Raw genomic sequence first — 20,146 nt, forward strand, 5'->3', positions numbered from 1 at the left:
AGATTGGCAGTTGCTACCGATCAAGTCAAAACGTTCCTGCAGAAAATCAGCCATACGAATTATATCGTCCGGGATCATCGCGTTCATCAAATCCGCGTCCTCCCGGGCGTGACTTTAATAGATATGCTGTATCGGCTCGCCGCCGGGTATCTCGGTGAACGGCCTATAGAATTAAGACAGATTATTTTTAAGCAGCCTGTTGTAACATCTGAAGAGTTTGATAAACACCTGTATGTGACCTTTACGCCGGCGCGTGACAGCTGGAAAGTTGAGATTACTAGCGAAAAAGCAAAAAACGGCACACCGCTTGGCGGAAACCGGGATGAGAATATGGAATGTCAGCTTTATTTGCAAGAAGACACGCCGCGGGCAAAAGAACTGAATATTGAAGCGTTCATGAAAAACGCAAGCCGAAAATGGGACATGCATGACATTTATGGAATTGCAAGAAGAAGCCATATTGAGCATGGCGAGTTTATGAAAAATGAAGGGGCCGTTTATCAGCTTCAGGATAAAGAAGAATTAATGGAGCTTACTCTGAGTGATTTGGCTGAAGGATTCCGGGAGAAATTTAAGGCGCATCCGGCTTTTTTGGATGCGTCCACCCTTGCCGGCTCTTCCTTTGCATTGTCGGCCCAAAAGCAGAATGACACACCTTATATTCCTTTTATGATCAATCGTTTTTGCATGTATCAGCCGTTTCCGAAAACGATTTACACTTATTCTGCGAAAAACAGCCGCACTGAAAGCGGCGTATCAGATAGCGAACCTGATGTTTATTCGGCCGACTTCACGATTTACGACAGGGCAGGGAACGTATTGGCCGAATGTGAGAAACTGACAGTAAAAAGGGTCAGACAAGCGAATATGATTACCCATCTGATAGACAAAGAGAAGCCGCCTCAGCAGAACAGAAGCGGCCGTGGTGAGTCGGAAAATTCTGTGGCCGCAGAAGACGTGTCTGAACAGCAAACGCCGGAACAAAACATGGTGACTTACATAAAGTCGGAAATCGCCAGGCTGGTCAATCGTCCGGCACAGGATATTGATGTGAGGAAAGGCTTTTATGATATGGGGCTTGACTCGGCGCATTTGCTGAAGCTTGTAAAGATATTAGAGCAGACTTTTCAGCAGCAGTTTTATCCGACACTGCTTTTTGAATATTCATCTGTCCGCCGCCTTGCGGATTACCTTATCAATGAAGCGGGCTGTGTGCTGAAAGATTCGGCAAAAGAACGCCATACATCAGACGCTGACACTGCTGATGAGGTTCTGTTTTTTGAACCCGCCTGGAAAGATCATCCGCTGGAAACGGCGGTGCAGAACGGGCAAAAACACACCCGTCATCTCATTATCGCTGCCGATGCAGGACCCCGTCTCACAGGTGAACTCGGCACATATTGCCCGGAAGCGGAAGTGATAGAACTGAAAAGGGAGCATGAGGCTGCAGATGAGCAGTTTGGAGCAGATGCCGAGCGCATATTTCGTATGCTCAAACGGGAACTGACAGACCATCCGAAAGAACATACATTGATTCAGCTTGTATGCGCCGTTGAGAATGGAGCGGCATTGTCATCCGCTCTCGGGGCTATGCTGAAAACGGCACATCTGGAAAATCCAGCTCTTCGCATTCAGGTCATCACCTTCTGTGAAAAGAATGAGAGATTGCCAAGTGAGACGGCCGCAATCATTAGAACAGAAGCAGACTGCTCTCATGCAGGATGTACAGACATTCGGTATAAAGACAATATGCGGCAGATCAGATTGTTCGAACGTATTGAGAAACTGGACGGGCAGACACAGTCTCCTTGGAAACAAAACGGCGTATATGCCATTACAGGAGGCCTCGGCGGTCTTGGATTTCTGCTTGCCCGTCACCTTGCAGAAAAAGAAAAAGTGAAGCTCGCACTCATCGGCCGTTCGCCGGAACAGTCTGAGAAGATCAGCAGACTGAAAGCATTGGGCGCAGAAGTTCTTTACGTTCAAGCGGACATCGGCAATAAAGCCGAAACAGAGCGGGCATTTGCTCAGATTACAGAAACCTTCGGCCGGCTGACGGGCATTTTTCATTGCGCCGGTGTTTTAAAAGATCAATTTATCATCCAAAAAGACAGTTCTGACTTGAAGGGGGTGTTCCTGCCGAAAATCAGCGGCCTGATTCATGCGGACGAAGCTTCACGGCATGAACCGCTTGAATTTTTCGCCGTATTTTCCTCATTCTCGGCGTTGGCCGGAAATGCGGGCCAGACAGATTATGCCGCAGCGAACGCTTTTATGGATGAATATATGAAATATCGCGATTGCAAAGCGGAAAAAGGCGAACGGACCGGGGCTTCTATGACGATCAACTGGCCGCTTTGGGAAGATGGCGGCATGCAGGTTGACAGCTTGATGAAAGAGATCATGAATGCTGCAACTGGCACCAGCCCGCTTCCGGCCAGGGAAGGGATGGCTGCACTTGAATATATGCTGCGTCTCGGCAAGCTGCAATCCGCTATTTTATACGGGAAGGAGCCCGCTGTAACTGAAAGCATGGCCCGATTGGTTCCGATGGCAGACAAGAACCGCTCTTCATTATCCCATGCAGCTGTCAAGAGAAGGAGCCGAAAACAAGAGAGACATACAGAAGAGCGCGATATTGCGGTAATCGGATTGGCGGGAAAATACCCGCAGGCGGGAAGCATTGATGAATTTTACCAAAATCTGCGCTCGGGGAAAGACTGCATCACAACAATGCCGAAAGACAGATGGAAAGGTTATCCTTTCTCATATGAAGCAGATCAGTTCTACCGTTACGGAGGATTTTTAGATCGCATAGACAGCTTTGATCCGCTGTTTTTCAATCTGACTCCTCGCCAGGCTGAAATGATGGACCCGCAGGCGCGGCTGTTTTTAGAGACGGCTTGGGAAGCTTGTGAAGATGCCGGTTTTTATCAGGACAGAACGGCGCGCGGGCCATCTTCGCAAAAGAGAAAACGCGTCGGGGTATTCGCAGGTGTGTTTTGGAGCCATTATGAGCTGTTCGGGGCTGAAATCACACAGCGGGGCACACCGCTGTCTATGGGCGTGACGCCTGCCTCTGTTCCGAATATCGTGTCTCACTGCCTGAACTTTACGGGACCGTCAATGGCTGTTGATACGATGTGCTCTTCTTCGCTCACATCCATACATTTGGCATGTGAAAGCATTAAAAGAGGGGAGTGTGAATTCGCCATTGCCGGCGGTGTGAATGCGGTCACACACCCGCATAAGTATGCGTTTTTGGCGAATGCCGGATTTCTGTCTTCAGAAGGCGTCTGCAAAAGCTTCGCCGACGGCGGTGACGGTTATGTGCCGGGAGAAGGCGTCGGCGCGGTGTTACTGACAACCGTTCAAGAAGCGCAAAGAATGGGCTGTCCGATATATGGCGTCATAAAAGGCTCCGCTTTAAACCATGTCGGAAAAACATCCGGTTTGACCGTGCCTGATCCGGCATCACAGGCGGAAGTCATTACAGATTCTTTTCGGGGTGCCGGCATTGATCCGGAGACACTGAGCTATATTGAAGCCCACGGAACAGGCACGTCTCTGGGTGATCCGATTGAAATTGAAGGGCTGAGCCGCGCTTTCCGCAAATGGACAAACAAGAAGCGGTTTTGCGCCATCGGCTCTGCCAAATCAAATATCGGCCATTTAGAAGGAGCAGCCGGGATCGCCGGATTAACAAAGGTGCTTTTGCAGCTGAAGCATGGAGAAATCTTTCCGTCATTGCACGCGGACACGCTGAATCCCCATATTCCGTTTCCGGACACGCCGTTTTATGTGGCGGACCGGCTGGAAGAATGGGAACGGCCGTCACATTCTGACCAGCCGAGAAGAGCGGGTTTAAGTTCTTTTGGCGCCAGCGGGAGCAATGCCCATTTTGTCATAGAAGAATATCTGCCGCCGCAGGCTGAAAAGAAATCGGTGAATATACGGGAAGACGAGCCGGTTCTGTTTCTGCTTTCGGCAAAAAATGAAGAACGCCTATTAGAATATGTCAAACGGTATGACCGCTTTTTACGGGAAAAAGAAGTCAACCTTAAAGACCTGGCCTACACGCTTCAAGCTGGCAGAGAAGCGATGCCTGAACGGCTGGCATTTATCGTTACATCCGTTTGCGGCCTGCAAGCGAAGCTGAAGGATGTGCTTGAACGGAAAACAGAAATTGAAGGATGTTTCCGCGGACGTGCTCAAGATGATATTTCATCAAGTGGAATGGCCGAGCTGCTGAAAAACAAGCAATATTCCAGATTGCTCACTGAGTGGGCAAAAGGAGCCGCCGTTGACTGGAGCCTGTTATACGAAGGAGAGAAGCCGAAACGGGTCAGCCTTCCTGTATATCCGTTCGCGAAGGAGCGGTATTGGGTACCTGTGCCTGCGGATATCCGGAAACAGACAGACGAACCGGCGGAAAACCAAAAGATCATTCTTCAAAAAGACTGGAAGCAGCAAGATCCGGCGGAATCTGAAGCATTATCAGGAACAGTAATGATACTTGCAACTGATAAGACGAGCCGATTGGCTGATGCTCTTTTTAAAGGAAACGGCCATATTGAAACGATCTGCTTCATCCATCAGGCAAAAGACGGCGCCGATTATTATGCCGCCGCATCGGGGCGAAACCTTTACGGCAGAGTGCGGGAGTCTCTTCAAAACAAACAGATACTCGGGGTCGTCGACATAACCGCATATGACGCGGAATATGAACGGCAGGAAGAGATAGAACACGGAAAGCTTGCCTTTTTACAGCAGGCTCTGGAATCACTCCGTCATAGCGGCGCTGTGTTCAGCCAAGTGACACACCGCCTCCAGCCTTTCAAGGAAAGTAAACCTCTGATGCAAGGGGCGAAAACGGCGGGGCTGTACCGGATGCTGGGCGCTGAGTATGCCAACATTCATTCTTTTACGATAGATAGCGATTGTGAGATTGAGCATACAGAAGAATTAAGCAGACAGATTGAGATTGAATTTTTACAGCCGCGGGCCAAAAGCGTCAGTGAATGCTGCTACAGGCTGAATCGCCGTTATGTGCCGTTTCTGAAGCAGGGTATGAATGTTTCGGCGGCGCCTGAGCTTTCCTATTCGTCTGATGATGTGCTGTTAATAACGGGCGGATCGCGCGGGATCGGCGCAATTGCGGCGGAGCATGCCGTTTCACGCGGCTGCAGGAAACTGGTCATCATGGGGCGGGAGCCGCTTCCCGATTCCTCAGAGTGGGCAGACATGAAAAAGGACGGCATTCTCCCGGAAAAAGCCGAGCGGATGCAGAGGTTAGCCGAGCGGGGCGCGGAGATCCGTTATTACAGCGTTTCTCTTACGGATCAAAAGGGGCTCCGGAACATGACGGACGGCATCCGCGGCACGATGGGGCCGATTACCGGCGTTTTTCATTGCGCGGGTGCAATGGGAGAACACCCCGCTTTTTATAACAAAACCGAAACTGAAATCAAAAGCGTTTGCACACCGAAAGTAACAGGGCTTCGCGGTCTCTTTGAAGCCGTTCAGAATGAGCCGCTGTCGTTTTTTATTTTGTTCTCATCCGTTTCGGGTCTGATCCCTTCGCTTGCTGCGGGGCAAAGTGACTACGCGATGGCTAATTCATTTATGGACTCTTTTGCAAATCATCAAGCAGGTAAAGGAAACGTGTTTGTTAAAGCCGTTCAATGGCCCGTCTGGAAAGAAACCGGCATGGCTGAAGGCCTGCCGGAAACACCTGCTTATCAAAAATCAGGACTTTCCAGGCTGTCTGCTGAAGACGGACTGAAGTTTTTAGATTACATCATCTTAAACGGACAAAGCTGCGGAATTCCTTGTGTTCCCGAAGACAGTGAGGCTGATTTTGGTGATCTTCTGAAGGTGAAGAAAGCTGAAGCTCCCACGAAAAAAAGCACTGCCGGTGACCAAAAGGTGAAGGATATGATTCGTCAATGGGTGCGCACCGTTTTCAGCGAAGAACTGAAAATGACGGATGAGCAGATAAAAGATGATATGCCGTTTGATGAATACGGGATTGACTCAATACTCTTTGCGGAATTGGTTCAATCATTGCAAAAACGGATCAGCATAAAGTTAACACCGTCCTTAATGCTTCAATATCAAACGATTACAGAAATGGTTGACTATTTCGCAGCGCATCATGAAGCCGATTTTGTGACAAAAGAAAATGGTTTCGTTCAAGACAGGGACGTAGAGCCTGATTTAATCGCTGACGCTGAAGAGAGAACATTCATGGAGCCGAAAGCGGATACTGAAGACGATATTGCCGTCGTCGGCATATCCTGCCGTTTTCCGGGGGCGGGCGGAACGGATGCTTTTTGGGAGCTGCTGATGAAAGGGAACACCGCCATTCGGCCTGTCCCCGCATCGCGCTGGCATGCAACAGCAAATACAAAGGATTATGCGGGGTGGATTGATGATATCGACATGTTTGATGCGGGCTTTTTCGGCATCTCTGAAAAAGACGCGGCAATTATGGATCCGCAGGCGCGGATCATATTAGAAGAAGCGGTTCATTCTGTTTATGATGCCGGGTACGGCCAAAAGGATTTATCGGGCCGGAAAGTCGGCGTGTACATCGGCGGCAGGGCGCAGCCTTCAGCCGGTATAGAACATATCCTGCAGGCGCCTAACCCGATTTTGGGGGCGGGACAAAACTATTTGGCGGCCAACATTTCACGATTTTTGAATGTCACAGGGCCGAGCCTTGTCGTGGATACAGCATGTTCCTCAGGGCTGATCGGGCTGTCCTTTGCAAAAGACGCCCTTTTGGCCGGAAGGATTGACGCGGCCTTAGTCGGTTCGGTGAGTCTGCTCTTATCTCCGTCTGCGCACCGGTTATTCGGAGCGCGCCATATTTTAAATGAGAACGGCGTGTTTCATATATTCGACCGTGAATCAGCGGGAGAAGTGCTCGGAGAAGGAGCGGGGGCGGTTTTTATCAAACGATTGAGCGATGCGGTACGGGACGGAGACCGTATTTACGGCGTCATAAAAGCCGTCTCGGTAAACAATGACGGCCGGACGCTCGGTCCCGGTTCACCGAATATAAGAGCGCAGAGAGACGCCATTCAAACTGCGCTTGACATGGCGGAAAAGTCGCCCGAAGACATTGGATATATAGAAGTGAACGGAGGCGGTTCCCCAATCGTTGATTCGGTGGAAATCAAGGCACTCTCAGATGTCTATCAGCTGAACCGGAAAACGCTTCTGCCCTGCCGGATCGGATCGGTGAAACCGAATGTGGGGCATTTGCTTCTGTCTTCAGGTCTTGCGGGCTTCATCCGATGTGTGCTGAGCGTCTATCATAAGCGGATTCCGCCTTTCTTATCAGCGCGTGAGCCATTTGAACATTATGACTTTGAAGCGTCGCGTATTCATTTTAATCGTGAACCCGTTGATTGGCATTCAGAGAAGAAACCCCGCGTCGCAGCTCAGAGTTCATTTCCTGACGGCGGGACAAATGCTCATATCCTCGTTGAAGAATACAGAGGTGAAAGGCAGCGGGAACACCACCTGGCGCCTCAGCCGCCGGAATTCAGAAAAAAACACTACCCGCTTTTGGGCGGCTGGAACAGCACGGAGAATGAAGCGGAAAAAACAAGTAATGAAAAAACAGACATTGCGGATATTTTAAAGAAATATGAGAAAAAAGCAGAGACAAGCACTGCACCTGCAGACTCGTTTTGGCAGGTGACAACGTGACGTTTTTAAAAGGGGACGAACCATGAAAAAAACAGTGAATCTGCGTCTGACGGCAGAACATCCCATTATGAAACACCATCTTGTTCACGGAGAATCTGTCATGCCCGGTCTGGCCTATATTGATATGCTGTATCAGCTGGCAAAGCAAAGCCTTGATCTTTCATTCCGTTCCATCTGTCTGAAACGGGTGACCATTTATCATCCTTTATCAGTGAAACGGTCAGAGCGGCTTGATGTGAGTGTCATATTCAGTAAAGAAAAGGAGTTCTGGACTGCCTTGATTTGCGGGGCGGATTCCGGGACGGTTTTCTTATCAGCGGAGGTGCATGAAGGGGTTTTCTCATCAGATAAGCGCCTTGACGCGGAAGAGAAAAAACAAGTTGCGCTTCCATCAGTCTCCTTGCATACGGTTTACGAAGCCGCGAGAAGCCGCGGACTGTCGCATGACGGGCTGATGAAGCCGGAGGGAGAGATCTATGCAAATGAAGAGGAATGTTTCCTTGATATTCGGCAGTCTGATTCATGCCAGGAAAATCTCCCCGGCGCTCTCTTTCATCCCGCGCTGATGGACGGTGCCGCCATGGCCTCCGGCGTATTGCAGACAGCTGCAGGCGCCGGTTTGTTTTTACCGATTTATTATGATTCGTTTAGTGCCGCTGAAACCGTTACGGAGCGCTGTTACGCGGTGATTTCGAAAAAATCCGGCACGCCTTCTGAAATGGTGAAAATGGATATTGACTTTTACAACCCCAGCGGTGCGCATATTGCTTCACTGCTCGGCCTGACAGCCAAAAAGGTGCGGACAGACCGGCAGCTGATATCAGGCGTTCAGCAGATGGATGAAACCTTATACCGCATTTTTTCAACATACGTAGGCCGTCCTGTCACAAGAAATGATGCGCACACCGTGTTTTTTGAATTAGGCCTTGAATCGTCACAGCTTCTGGCCATTATTAAAGACATCGAAGGGGCGTTTGATCTGCGGCTGAATCCGACTCTTTTATTTGAGTGCAGCAGCATATCCGAACTGCTTGAAGACATAAAAACAAAAGGAACAGGTGAATCTTCCGGCCTTGTCGCGGATGCAGCACCGGTCTCTGAAACGCAATCAGTCAGTCAGACATTTACTTTCTATGAACATGAATCATTCCTTCAGGATCATCTGGTTTTCGGCAAACCGGCACTGATGGGTGTAGTGTATCCGTGTCTGGTGCTTGAAGCATCCGGCACGTATCCCGCCGAGCTGAAAGATATCCGCTTTACGGGCGGGCCCGTCACGCTGGAGCCGGGAGAGGCCGCACAGATTGACATTTCATTTGCGGCAGAAAAGAGTGCCGAACGCTTTACCGCAAGCTGCACTGTTTCCGGTAAAGAAAGCCGGAAGACGTGTGCCGAAGGAGAAATAAGCAGATATACAGAGGCACCCGTAAAAAAATCGTATGACGTTGAACAAATGAAGGCGCATGCACAAAAGGTGGCGCCGGATGTTATTTCCCGTCTGTACGATTCGGTTGCCGGCTTCACGATAGGCCCGATGCTGAAAACGGTAACGGCGGGATACAAAATGAGTGAGAGCTCCTTTTTATTGCAGCTGGACTTATCAGGAAAAAAAGAAAAAGGCGATCTGCGTCACTTTGCATTTGACCCGCTTATATTGAATTCTTGTTATATGTCGCTCGGTGAAGAAGAATTGCAGCTGAAAAAGCGGATTCACGTCCCGCTCATGATTGAGAGGCTGACGCTGTACGGACCAGTCATGTCTGATACCGCCTATGTGGTGAATACAATCAAACATAAAAAAGACGGGTTTCTCTCATTTGATGCCGCAGTCCTCAGTCATACCGGGGAACAGCTGGCGGAATTGAAAAACGCGTCTGTGAAAGAAGTGCTTCAGCCAAATCGGCTTGAAAATGCGTCTTTTGCCCCGTCCGGGAATCAAAGCCGTCAGAAAACGAAAGGAAAACCGCTGGATATTGCCATTGTCGGGATTTCCGGCAAGTATCCGCAGGCCGATGATATCAATGCGTTTTGGGAAAATCTCAAACAAGGAAAGGATTGTATTACCGAAATTCCGAAAGACCGCTGGAAATGGGAACATTACTTTTCCGAGGACCGGACGGCGCCGGGAGCGATTTACAGCAAATGGGGCGGATTCATTGACGGGATCGCCGATTTTGATCCTGAGTTCTTTAAGATTTCCCCCCGTGAAGCGGAACACCTTGATCCTCAGGAACGGCTGTTTTTAATGCATGCGTGGATGGCCATGGAGGATGCGGGATATACGAGGACATCACCTGAACTTGGCCGTCAGGTAGGTGTGTATGCCGGTGTCATGTATCAGGAATACCCGCTATTCGCGGCTGAAGCGGGAGTGAAAGGACGGCATATCGGGCTCCCCGGCGGGATTTCATCCATTGCTAACCGTGTCTCCTATTTTTGTGATTTTCAAGGGCCGAGCATTTCGGTCGATACGATGTGTTCGGGTTCGCTGACTTCATTGTACATGGCGTGCCGGGATCTGCGGGATCATCGGATTCGCGCGGCGCTTGCCGGCGGAGTGAATCTCACCGTTCATCCTAACAAGTACTTCATGCTGAGCCAGGGGCAGTTCATCTCATCTAAAGGACACTGCGGGAGTTTCGGCGCCGGGGGTGACGGCTATATTCCGGCAGAAGGGGTCGGGGTGCTGCTTCTTAAACGTTTAGAAGACGCCGTACAAGACGGAGATCGGATTTACGGCGTCATTAAAGGAGCTGCCATTAATCATGGCGGGAGAGCGAGCGGTTACACCGTACCGAACCCCAAGGCGCAAAGCGAAGTCATTTCTCAAGCTTTACAGGAGGCGGGGGTATCTCCGGGCCAGATCAGCTATGTGGAAGCGCACGGGACAGGGACGAAATTAGGCGATCCGATTGAAATCCGGGCTTTAACCGATGCATTCGGTGATGTTTCTGAAACATGTCTCATCGGGTCTGTCAAATCAAATATCGGACATGGGGAATCTGCAGCGGGCATCGCCGCTGTCACAAAAGTGCTGCTGCAGATGAAGCACAAACAAATCGCCCCATCTTTGCATGCGGATGTTTTAAATCCGAATATCCAATTTGACGAAGGGCCGTTTTCCGTCTGCCGGGAATTAACAGATTGGAAACGGATTTCAGCAGACGGAGCAGAACAGCTGCTCAGGGCGGGGGTCAGCAGCTTTGGGGCGGGCGGTTCTAACGCGCATATCATTATTGAAGAATATGAGGCTCCTGTCAAACAAGCAATCAGCAGCCAAGAGCCGGCTGTCATTCTGCTGTCTGCGAAAAATGGGGAGCGTCTGACAGAATATGCGGAGCGCCTTCTTGCTTTTCTTCAAAAGAAGCATACGGATAAGCCGGACTTATTTGATGTCGCGTACACTTTACAAGCGGGGCGGGAAGCGATGGATGAGCGGCTGGCTTTCATTGCGGACTCTCTTAAGGAGCTGGAGGACAAGCTCAGATCGTACTTGGAAAATGAAAACGCACCGCATCTTTACAGGGGGCGGGCGAAGCGAAATCATGAGACAGTGGCTGTGTTTGAATCTGATGAAGATTTGCAGGAAGCCATGGTCAAATGGCTGAAAAAGAGAAAGTACGGTCATTTGCTGAACATGTGGGTGCAGGGAGTCGATGTGGACTGGAACTTGTTATATTCGGGACAAAAACCCCGGAGAATCAGCCTTCCCGCCTATCCGTTTGCAAAGGTCAGATGCTGGATTCAAGATGAAGCCGAGGCGGTTTCAAAACGGAATGACGGCAAAACGGTGATCCATCCGCTGCTTCATGAAAACACATCCGATCTGTGGGAGCTGAAATTCACCTCTGTTTTTACCGGACGGGAATTCTTTTTCACTGATCACACAGTCAATGGACAGAAGGTGCTCCCGGGAGCCGCCGTGATCGAAATGGCCAGGGCGGCCGTTGAGCGTGCCGCATACGCTGTGCCGGACGGACGTAAAGGAATGTATTTGAAAGATCTCATATGGATGAGGCCTGTCGTTCATAAGGGGACGGATGTAGAAGTCCATATCAGCCTTATCCTTAAGGGAAATGAAGACATTGAATTTACGATTTACAGCCTATCGGAAGAACCCGGGGGAGAACGGATTTTATACAGTAAAGGCACCGCGGTATCAGGAGAGATAGCAGCGGTTCCGTCAGTTCACTTAGAGGGCTGGCTGTCCGGCTGCAGCCAATCGGTTATGACGTCTGATGAGGTTTATCAGGCTTTCCGGCATGCGGGTATGATATACGGGCCGAGCCATCAAGGAATTGATCAGCTGATGATCGGAGAGAGGGGTGCTGCAGCCCGGCTGTCGCTGCCGGAATCGGCAGACAGTACCGCCGATCAGTTTGTCATCCACCCGAGTCTTTTAGATGCCGCGTTTCAGGCGTCACTGGGTGCCGGTTCAGATACTGCCGGAGACACTCCGATGCTGCCGTTTTCCCTGCGGCAGGCAGAAATATTTCAGCCGACTCAGAAAACGATGTGGGCGCTTGTCCGCAAACAGAGCGATCGGTCAGATAACGGAGCGCTGACGCTGGATATTGATTTATGTGATGAAAACGGCGCTGTTTGTATGAGGTTAACAGGATTCTCCTGCCGGGCTGTCCGGCAGACAAACCAAACCGAAAGCAAACGGCAGGAAGTTCAGACGGCGATGCTTGCCCCTGTTTGGGACAAAACTTTCTTTTCTCTGGAAGAAAATCGAGCGGTTGATCAGGAACAATTGCTGATCATCGGAAAGCCGGGAAATACAATAAAGGCTGCGGCAAAAATGTGGCCCCGCGCCCATCTGGCGGAGACGCCGGATCATTCAAGCGAGCAAACATTACGTGAATTGACAGCCGGGTATCAGGATATCCGCCATTTCTTATGGATTGCGCCGGATCGTTTCGCACCCGCATCCGTCAGTCAGGAAATGCTTGATGAGCAGGAGAATGGGGTGATTCAATGTTTCCGTTTCATCAAAGCGCTGCTGTCACTCGGGTATGGAAACCGAAACATCAGCTTTACGGCGGTGACCCGGCAGACACAGTCCGTGTATCCGGGTGATCTGCCGCAGCCTGAGCATGCAGGCGTACACGGTTTGATCGGTTCATTGGCAAAAGAATATCCAAACTGGGACTTCAGGCTGATTGATGCAGAAGAAGGCAGTGATTCGTCTGAAATGAAAGACATCTGGCGCCTCCCTCCAGATCCGGACGGAAATGCTGCCGCGTACCGTAACGGAGCTTGGCACAAGCAAAAAACAGTCCGGGTGCTGACAAGTTCCGCTCCGCGTATGTCGTACAGAGAAGGCGGCGTTTATGCTGTCATCGGCGGAGCGGGCGGCATCGGAGAAGCATGGAGCAAATACATGGTCACCCGTTACAAGGCACGGATGATATGGATCGGCAGGCGGCCGAAGGATCAGGAGATTCAGAGCAAAATAGACAGGCTGGCGCTATCAGGCCCCGCGCCGCATTATATACAGGCTGATGCTCAAGATGCCGCAGCGCTTAAAGCGGCCGTCCGTTCCGTAAGAGAGCAATACGGCAATATAACGGGAGTCATCCATTCCGCGATAACGCTTGCCGACAAAAGTATGGCGAATATGGATGAAGCTTCTTTCAGAAACGCTTATTCAGCTAAGGTGAATACGAGCGTCCGAATGATCGAAGCTTTTAAGGAAGAACCGCTTGATTTTGTGCTGTTTTTCTCATCCGTTAATTCTTTCACAAAAAATGCCGGGCAAAGCAACTATGCGGCAGGGTGTACATTTCAAGACGCCTTTGCCCGCCATATCGCTTCCTTGCTTGATTGTGAAGTGAAAGTCATGAATTGGGGATATTGGGGCAGTCTGGGTGTTGTATCAGACCCGTCTTACAGAAAACGAATGGAGGCGTCAGGAATCGGTTCTATTGAACCCGATGAAGCAATGGAGGCGCTGGAAGTCTTACTATCAGAACCGTTCAGCCAAGCGGCATTCATCAAAGCTGCTCCGCACGGCTTAGCCGCGCTGACGGATCAAGATGCAATATCGGTTGTATCCGGCCCGAAGCCTTCATTTATGGAAAGCGTCAAGCGGCAAAATCCGGATCGGAATGAACGGCTTGAGACTTTAAAACGAGAAATGGAGTTGCGCATATGAACAGCCTTCTTTGCAAACTGCTCTTTTACCAATTACAATCAATCGGGTTTTTCAGCGAGCCTGTCACCACACCTGCAGCATCCATGCGGAGCGCCGGCGTGATCGGCACATACGGCAGATGGCTGGAAGAAAGCCTGAATCTATTAAAAGAAAACGGATATATCGCGTATGACGGATACACGATCACTCTTCTCACGGATCAGCCCCCGGACGGCCGCACAGTCTGGAATGAGTGGAATGCCCATAAACGCCTGCTTCCCAATGGGGAGCAGGCACAAGCTGAATTGGCCGAGGCGACGATAAAAGCGATGCCTTCCATTTTAAAAGGAGAACGTCCGGCTACGGATATCGTATTTCCCGATTCATCAATGCGGCTCGTTGAAGGTGTTTATAAGCATAATCCTGTCGCGGATTATTTTAATGAAGTGTTAGCAGATTCCGCGGCCGCTTACCTGAAAGCCTATCTTACAGAACACTCCGATGCCCGTATCAGGCTGATAGAAGTAGGGGCCGGGACGGGCGGAACGAGCGCCATGCTGTTTACAAAACTGAAACCATTTGCAAAACAGATTGCGGAATATTGTTATACGGACGTTTCTAAAGCTTTTTTAATGCATGCCGAACAGGAATACGGACCTGATGTGCCGTATTTGACAACAGCCTTGTTTAATGCGGAGGAGCCTTGCGAATCACAAAATATCAAAACGGGTGTTTACGATATTGTCATCGCCGCCAATGTGCTTCACGCCACAAAAAATATCGGTTTGACACTGCGCCGTCTGAAAGCGCTCCTGAAATACAACGGGATGATTTTGATAAACGAAATCAGCGATCGTTCTGTTTTTACCCATTTAACCTTCGGGCTGCTTGACGGCTGGTGGTCCTATGAGGATGCTGAGCTTCGGATTCCGGGAAGTCCCGGCCTATATCCAAAATCGTGGGAGCGTGTGCTGCATTCGGAAGGATACAGAGCGGTTTGTTTCCCTGCTGAAACGGCTCATGATTTAGGCCAGCAGATTATCGCAGCTGAGAGTGACGGACTCGTTCGGATGCAAGGGATCAGAGACGGCAGAAAGCCATACGCCGCCCCGGCCGAAGTTTTCCGAAAGCCCGCGCAGCCTGTTTCCCGCAGCCGCGCGCCAGAGGAGCATCAAGCTGTTAAGGCTGATGGGGAATCGGTCGCTTCCCATGTCCGCTCTGTCATCAAAACAAGTATTGCCGATGTATTAAAAATGAAAGAAGAGGATATTCAGGAAGAACTGAATTTCTCTGAATACGGCATTGATTCCATTCTGGCCGTCAATGTGATTAACGAGATTAATAAGCGATTGAATCTTACACTGCAGACAACGATTTTATTTGATTACTATCATGTGAAACTGCTGACCGGTTATATCTCGGAAGAATACGAAACCATCATAGCCTCGTCTCTGAAGACCGATAGAGCGAAAATCCGCCCGGCGCTTCAGGAAGAACGGCCTGCTGAAAAACCTCTGCAGACGAAAAGAAAGGAAAACGGTTATCAGAAACCGAAACAAGAACGTATGCCGCCTTCTTTCGCAAAGTCCGATGACTCGGGAATGTTCCGGGTTGTGATTGACCGTCCGGGCGGCATTGAAGATCTGACGATTGCCCGCAGTGAGGTGCCCGAGACAAAAGATGACGAAGTTCAAATAGCCGTCCGCGCCTTTTCTTTAAACTTCGGAGACTTGCTTTGTGTCAGAGGGCTGTACCCGACGATGCCGCCTTATCCGTTCACTCCGGGATTTGAAGCAAGCGGCGTCGTGATCAAGACAGGGAGGCATGTAACATCCGTCATTCCAGGTGATGAAGTGATTGTCGGCATGGGAGAGGAATTTGGATCTCAGGCGAATCTCATCACATGTAAAGAACATCAAGTCTATCATAAACCGGCCCGGCTGACCTTTGAAGAAGCATGCGCTCTTCCCACCGTGGCGGTGACCATGATAGACGCCTTCCGGAAAGCCGGACTTAAAAAAGGCGAAAAAATATTAATTCAGACCGCGACGGGAGGAACGGGGCTGATCGCGGTGCAAATGGCCCGGCATATCGGCGCGGAAATATATGCCACGGCCGGATCACAGAAAAAAATTGAGTATTTGCATTCGCTAGGGGTCCGTAATACCATTTGCTATTTAGAAGAAGATTTTGAAACGGAAATCATGCGAATGACCGGCGGCCGTGGGGTGGATGTTGTCATTAATACCCTGGCCGGTGATGCCTTGCAAAAAGGAATGAATTGCCTGGCGCCGGGCGGAAGATATATCGAAATTGCCATGACTGCGCTGAAATCCGCTAAATCAGTCGACTTGTCCGTCCTTCATAACAATCAATCGTTTCACAGCGTGGATTTGCGGAAGCTGTCCCTTCAAAATCCGGACCAGGTCAAGGACTATCAATTGGAATTGCAGCGGCTGGCTGAAGAGGGAGTCATTCAGCCTGTCATCTCAAAAATCTTTTCCTTTGAAGACATAAAAGAAGCGTATCACTGTCTGGATGACCGCGGAAATATCGGGAAAATCGTCATCAGCGTTTCTGAGCCGTATCAAATGACGTACCGCCCCGAACAAAAGGATCCGGCCGATACAGTAAACTCAGCAGCTGTGTTACCTGAAAAAGAACCGATCGCGATTATCGGGATGAGCGGGCGGTTTGCTGAATCGGAGAATCTCCATGAGTTTTGGGAACACTTAGCCGCCGGTCAGGATCTGATTAAAAAAGCAGACAGATGGGATGTCTCTGACAGCCAATGCCAGTATGGCAGTTTTATAGAGGACATTGAATGTTTTGACCCCGTTTTCTTTCATATATCGGGACGTGAAGCGACCTATATGGACCCTCAGCAGCGGCTGTTTTTGGAAGAATCATGGAAAGCGCTTGAAGATGCGGGATATGCGGGAGACTCGGTAAGAGGCCGGGAATGCGGCGTGTATGCCGGCTCCTGCGGTGGAGATTACCAGGCCATTTTTAAACAGCAGGGGCCCGCGCAGGCTTTTTGGGGCAATCACAATTCCGTCACTCCGGCAAGGATCGCCTATCACCTTAATTTACAAGGGCCGGCGATCACTGTTGATACAGCATGTTCCAGTTCACTGACAGCCATTCATTTGGCATGTCAGGGGCTCTGGACGAAAGAAACGGAAATGGCGGTGGCGGGCGGGGTTTTCATTCAATCCACTCCCGCTTTTTATCAGTCGTCAAATAAGGCGAATATGCTGTCACCGACCGGACGCTGCCATACGTTTGATCAAAGCGCGGACGGGTTCGTGCCGGGTGAAGGCGTGGGAGCGGTGGTGCTGAAACGTCTTAGCGACGCCGTTAGTGACGGAGATCATGTGTACGGCGTCATAAAAGGATCTGCAATGAATCAGGACGGCGCTACAAACGGAATCACCGCTCCAAGCGCGCTTTCTCAAGAACGATTGGAACGTCATGTCTATGATACTTTTCACATTGATCCGGAAACCATTCAAATGGTGGAAGCTCACGGAACGGGCACTGCACTGGGCGACCCGATCGAATTCGGCGCCTTAACGCGCGCTTTCCGCCGCTATACGGATAAAAAAGGATATTGCGCCATCGGCTCTGTAAAAACCAATCTCGGACATGCCGCTGCGGCCGCGGGGATGGCCGGACTGTTTAAAATCCTGCTGTCGCTGAAGCATCGGCAGATTCCGGCTTCCCTGCATTTTCACCAAGCCAATCAGCATATTCAATTTGCGGACAGCCCGTTTTTTGTGAATGAAAAGCTGATACCGTGGGAACGGAATCCGGATACACCGCGCAGAGCCGCCATCAGTTCATTCGGATTCAGCGGAACAAATGCCCATCTTGTGATTGAAGAGGCGCCGCAAACCGTGCGCCGGTCGCCGGCAAAACCGGCCTGCCTCATTCCTTTATCTGCGCGGACGGAGCGTCAGCTGGAAATTCAGGCAGAACGCCTGCTGGATTCACTCAGCAAGAACAAAGACAGCGATCTGGGAAATATAAGTTATACGCTCCTGCTCGGCAGGAAGCATTTACATCACCGGTTTGCCTGTATCGTAAGCAGTGCGGACGAACTGAAGCGGGTATTATCGGAGTGGCTTGTAAAAAGAGAGCTTCCGGGTGTGTTTATGTCCAATTTGAAGGATCAGAAGCCGGCAGAAGAAGCCGGAATGAAAACATTCGGAATGGAATGCATTGAACAGTGCCGCTCGGCGGCTTCGCCCGCACAGTACAGAGAAAACCTGGCACATATCGCTGACCTTTTTTGCAGAGGGTATGATCTTCCTTTTACACGGCTTTTTGACGGAGGACAATATTATAAAACGCCGCTGCCGGCCTACCCGTTTTTAAAAGAAAGGTATTGGGCGGCTGATGTAAACAGTTCTTTACCAGGCCAAGCCATGAAAAAGTCTGAAACGCAAACCGTTCTCCCGTCTTCGCCGCAGCCTGAACATGAAGGGCTGATTTCTCTGAGTCCTTTAACTGAGATCGAAATGAGAGCGTTTGAACCGGAGACATTGCAAAAGCCAATCGTGTTACAGCCTTTGGATTGTACTGTTTCTGTCCAACAGCCGAAAAAAGCCGTTTCCGAAGACAATAGAACATTGCTTGAAGAATTGAGGACAAGCCTGGCAGATATTTTATTTTTGTCACCGGAAGATATTGATGCTGATGAGCCTTTCATCGATATGGGTCTTGACTCCATTATCGGGGTTGAATGGATACAAACAGTAAATAAAACGTACCACACTGAGATTACTGCCAATAAGGTGTATGAACACCCGACGCTTGAAGAGCTTGCGGAATATATAGCGGGACAAATAAAGAAACCCGAGTATGCTGAAGCGGAGGAAACCGCGGTACGTCCGGAAATCCCGGAAGCAGAAACTCCCCTTGCCGGCATCTCTGACGGCACTTTGCGCAAAGAGCTCAAAGAAAGCCTTGCGGACATCCTGTTTCTGAAGCCGGAAGATATTGATGAGCATGAGGCATTCATTGAGATGGGGCTGGATTCTATTATCGGTGTGGAATGGGTTCAGTCCATTAATAAAACCTATCAAGCGTCTATTACGGCAAATCTGGTCTATGAATACCCGACAATCGCAACATTAGCCGGGTATCTGACCGGTTCTGTCCAAAAAGACACTGAGGAAGTACATGGGGAACATACGAAACAAAACGATATATCAGAAGAGACAGATGATCAAGAACCGCCCGAGCTAATCTGTCTTAACCCGGGGGGAAAGGGAAGACCGATTTTCTGGTTTCATTCCGCGCTGGGGGCAGTGGAGCTGTACCAGCCTGTTGCCGAACGGACCGGGCGTCCTTTTTACGGAATTCAGGCAAGAGGGTGGATGACAGACCGGGAACCGATCCGCGGCATTAAAAACATGGCGGAATATTACGTTAAGCTCATACGTACCGTGCAGCCCCGGGGTCCTTACGATGTAGGCGGCTATTCATTAGGGGGCATGCTCGCTTATGAAGTCACCCGGCAATTGCAGCTGGCTGGAGAAACCGTTGAGTCAATCGTCATGCTCGATTCCTTTGACTCAGCTGGTGCGCGGGAAATAAACATTCCTGATGAATTATTTGATAAAAATATGATGCTGCAGACGGTGAACATGGCTTTATTTGCACCGGTCTATCAACATCCGGAACGCATTTCTGAAAACTTGATTCACCGTGATGAACTAGATGCCGATCTTCATGAAGACATATTTTTAGAGCAATTAATCGCAAAAGCCAAACAGCGGGGGTTAACGAAGACGGACGCGTTGGTGAAAAATCTGATCAGGCAGAATATAAACGTTCAGGACGCTTACGAAATCACTGATTACGAACTCCTGCCGCTTCCGGATCCGAACGGGGTGACATGCTATTATTTCCGAAATAAAAACGGTATTTTCTTGGGTGAGCTTGATCCGTATTTTACGATCAGGGCCGATATTTTATCCGCTGATTTCGTCAACTACTGGAGCCAGTGGGAAGAGCATATGACAAACATCGCCATCATGGATGTGGCGGTATCCAACCATATGACGTTATTGGCTGAAGACAGCGCAGCCGAAACGATTTCTGAATTTTGCGGCGTTTTATATTCGGCAGACGGAATGAGAGAATACAGCTTTCTGCAGCTGCAGGAAAAGATACTGAACGTGCATGGTGAGATGCTGAAGCAGCCCGCCAAAACAAGACCGTAAATTCACATATCCGCCCGCCGGGTTTACTCGTAAGCTTTGGCGGGTCATTTCA

3 protein-coding genes are annotated in these 20,146 nt (G+C 50.0%); all 3 read left to right on the forward strand.

The window, feature by feature from the left end; translation table 11 throughout:
• Positions 1-3 precede the first annotated feature (3 nt).
• From SB24_RS17730 to SB24_RS17740, 3 genes are read left to right on the forward strand one after another with little or no spacing between them, the layout of a single operon-like run.
• Positions 4-7,722, forward strand: coding sequence for an SDR family NAD(P)-dependent oxidoreductase (locus SB24_RS17730; protein ID WP_039254583.1), 7,719 nt, complete (start codon positions 4-6; stop codon positions 7,720-7,722).
• 22 nt (positions 7,723-7,744) lie between these two features.
• Positions 7,745-13,882 carry a type I polyketide synthase gene (locus SB24_RS17735; RefSeq protein WP_039254598.1) on the forward strand — a complete coding sequence of 2,046 codons (6,138 nt, stop codon included), beginning with the start codon at positions 7,745-7,747 and terminating at the stop codon, positions 13,880-13,882.
• Complete coding sequence (locus SB24_RS17740) at positions 13,879-20,094, forward strand: beta-ketoacyl synthase N-terminal-like domain-containing protein (RefSeq protein ID WP_039254605.1); 6,216 nt, start codon at positions 13,879-13,881, stop codon at positions 20,092-20,094. Before SB24_RS17735 ends, SB24_RS17740 begins: the two co-directional genes overlap by 4 nt.
• Positions 20,095-20,146 lie beyond the last annotated feature (52 nt).

It is taken from the genome of Bacillus sp. Pc3, assembly GCF_000815145.1.
In the GTDB taxonomy this organism is placed as follows: Bacteria; Bacillota; Bacilli; order Bacillales; family Bacillaceae; genus Bacillus; species Bacillus velezensis.

What these genes read in the sequence shown, in the direction of transcription:
- SB24_RS17735 (WP_039254598.1), top strand. Translation starts at nt 7,745, where the DNA reads ATGAAAAAAACAGTGAATCTGCGTCTGACGGCAGAACATCCCATTATG.
- SB24_RS17740 (WP_039254605.1), top strand. Translation starts at nt 13,879, where the DNA reads ATGAACAGCCTTCTTTGCAAACTGCTCTTTTACCAATTACAATCAATC.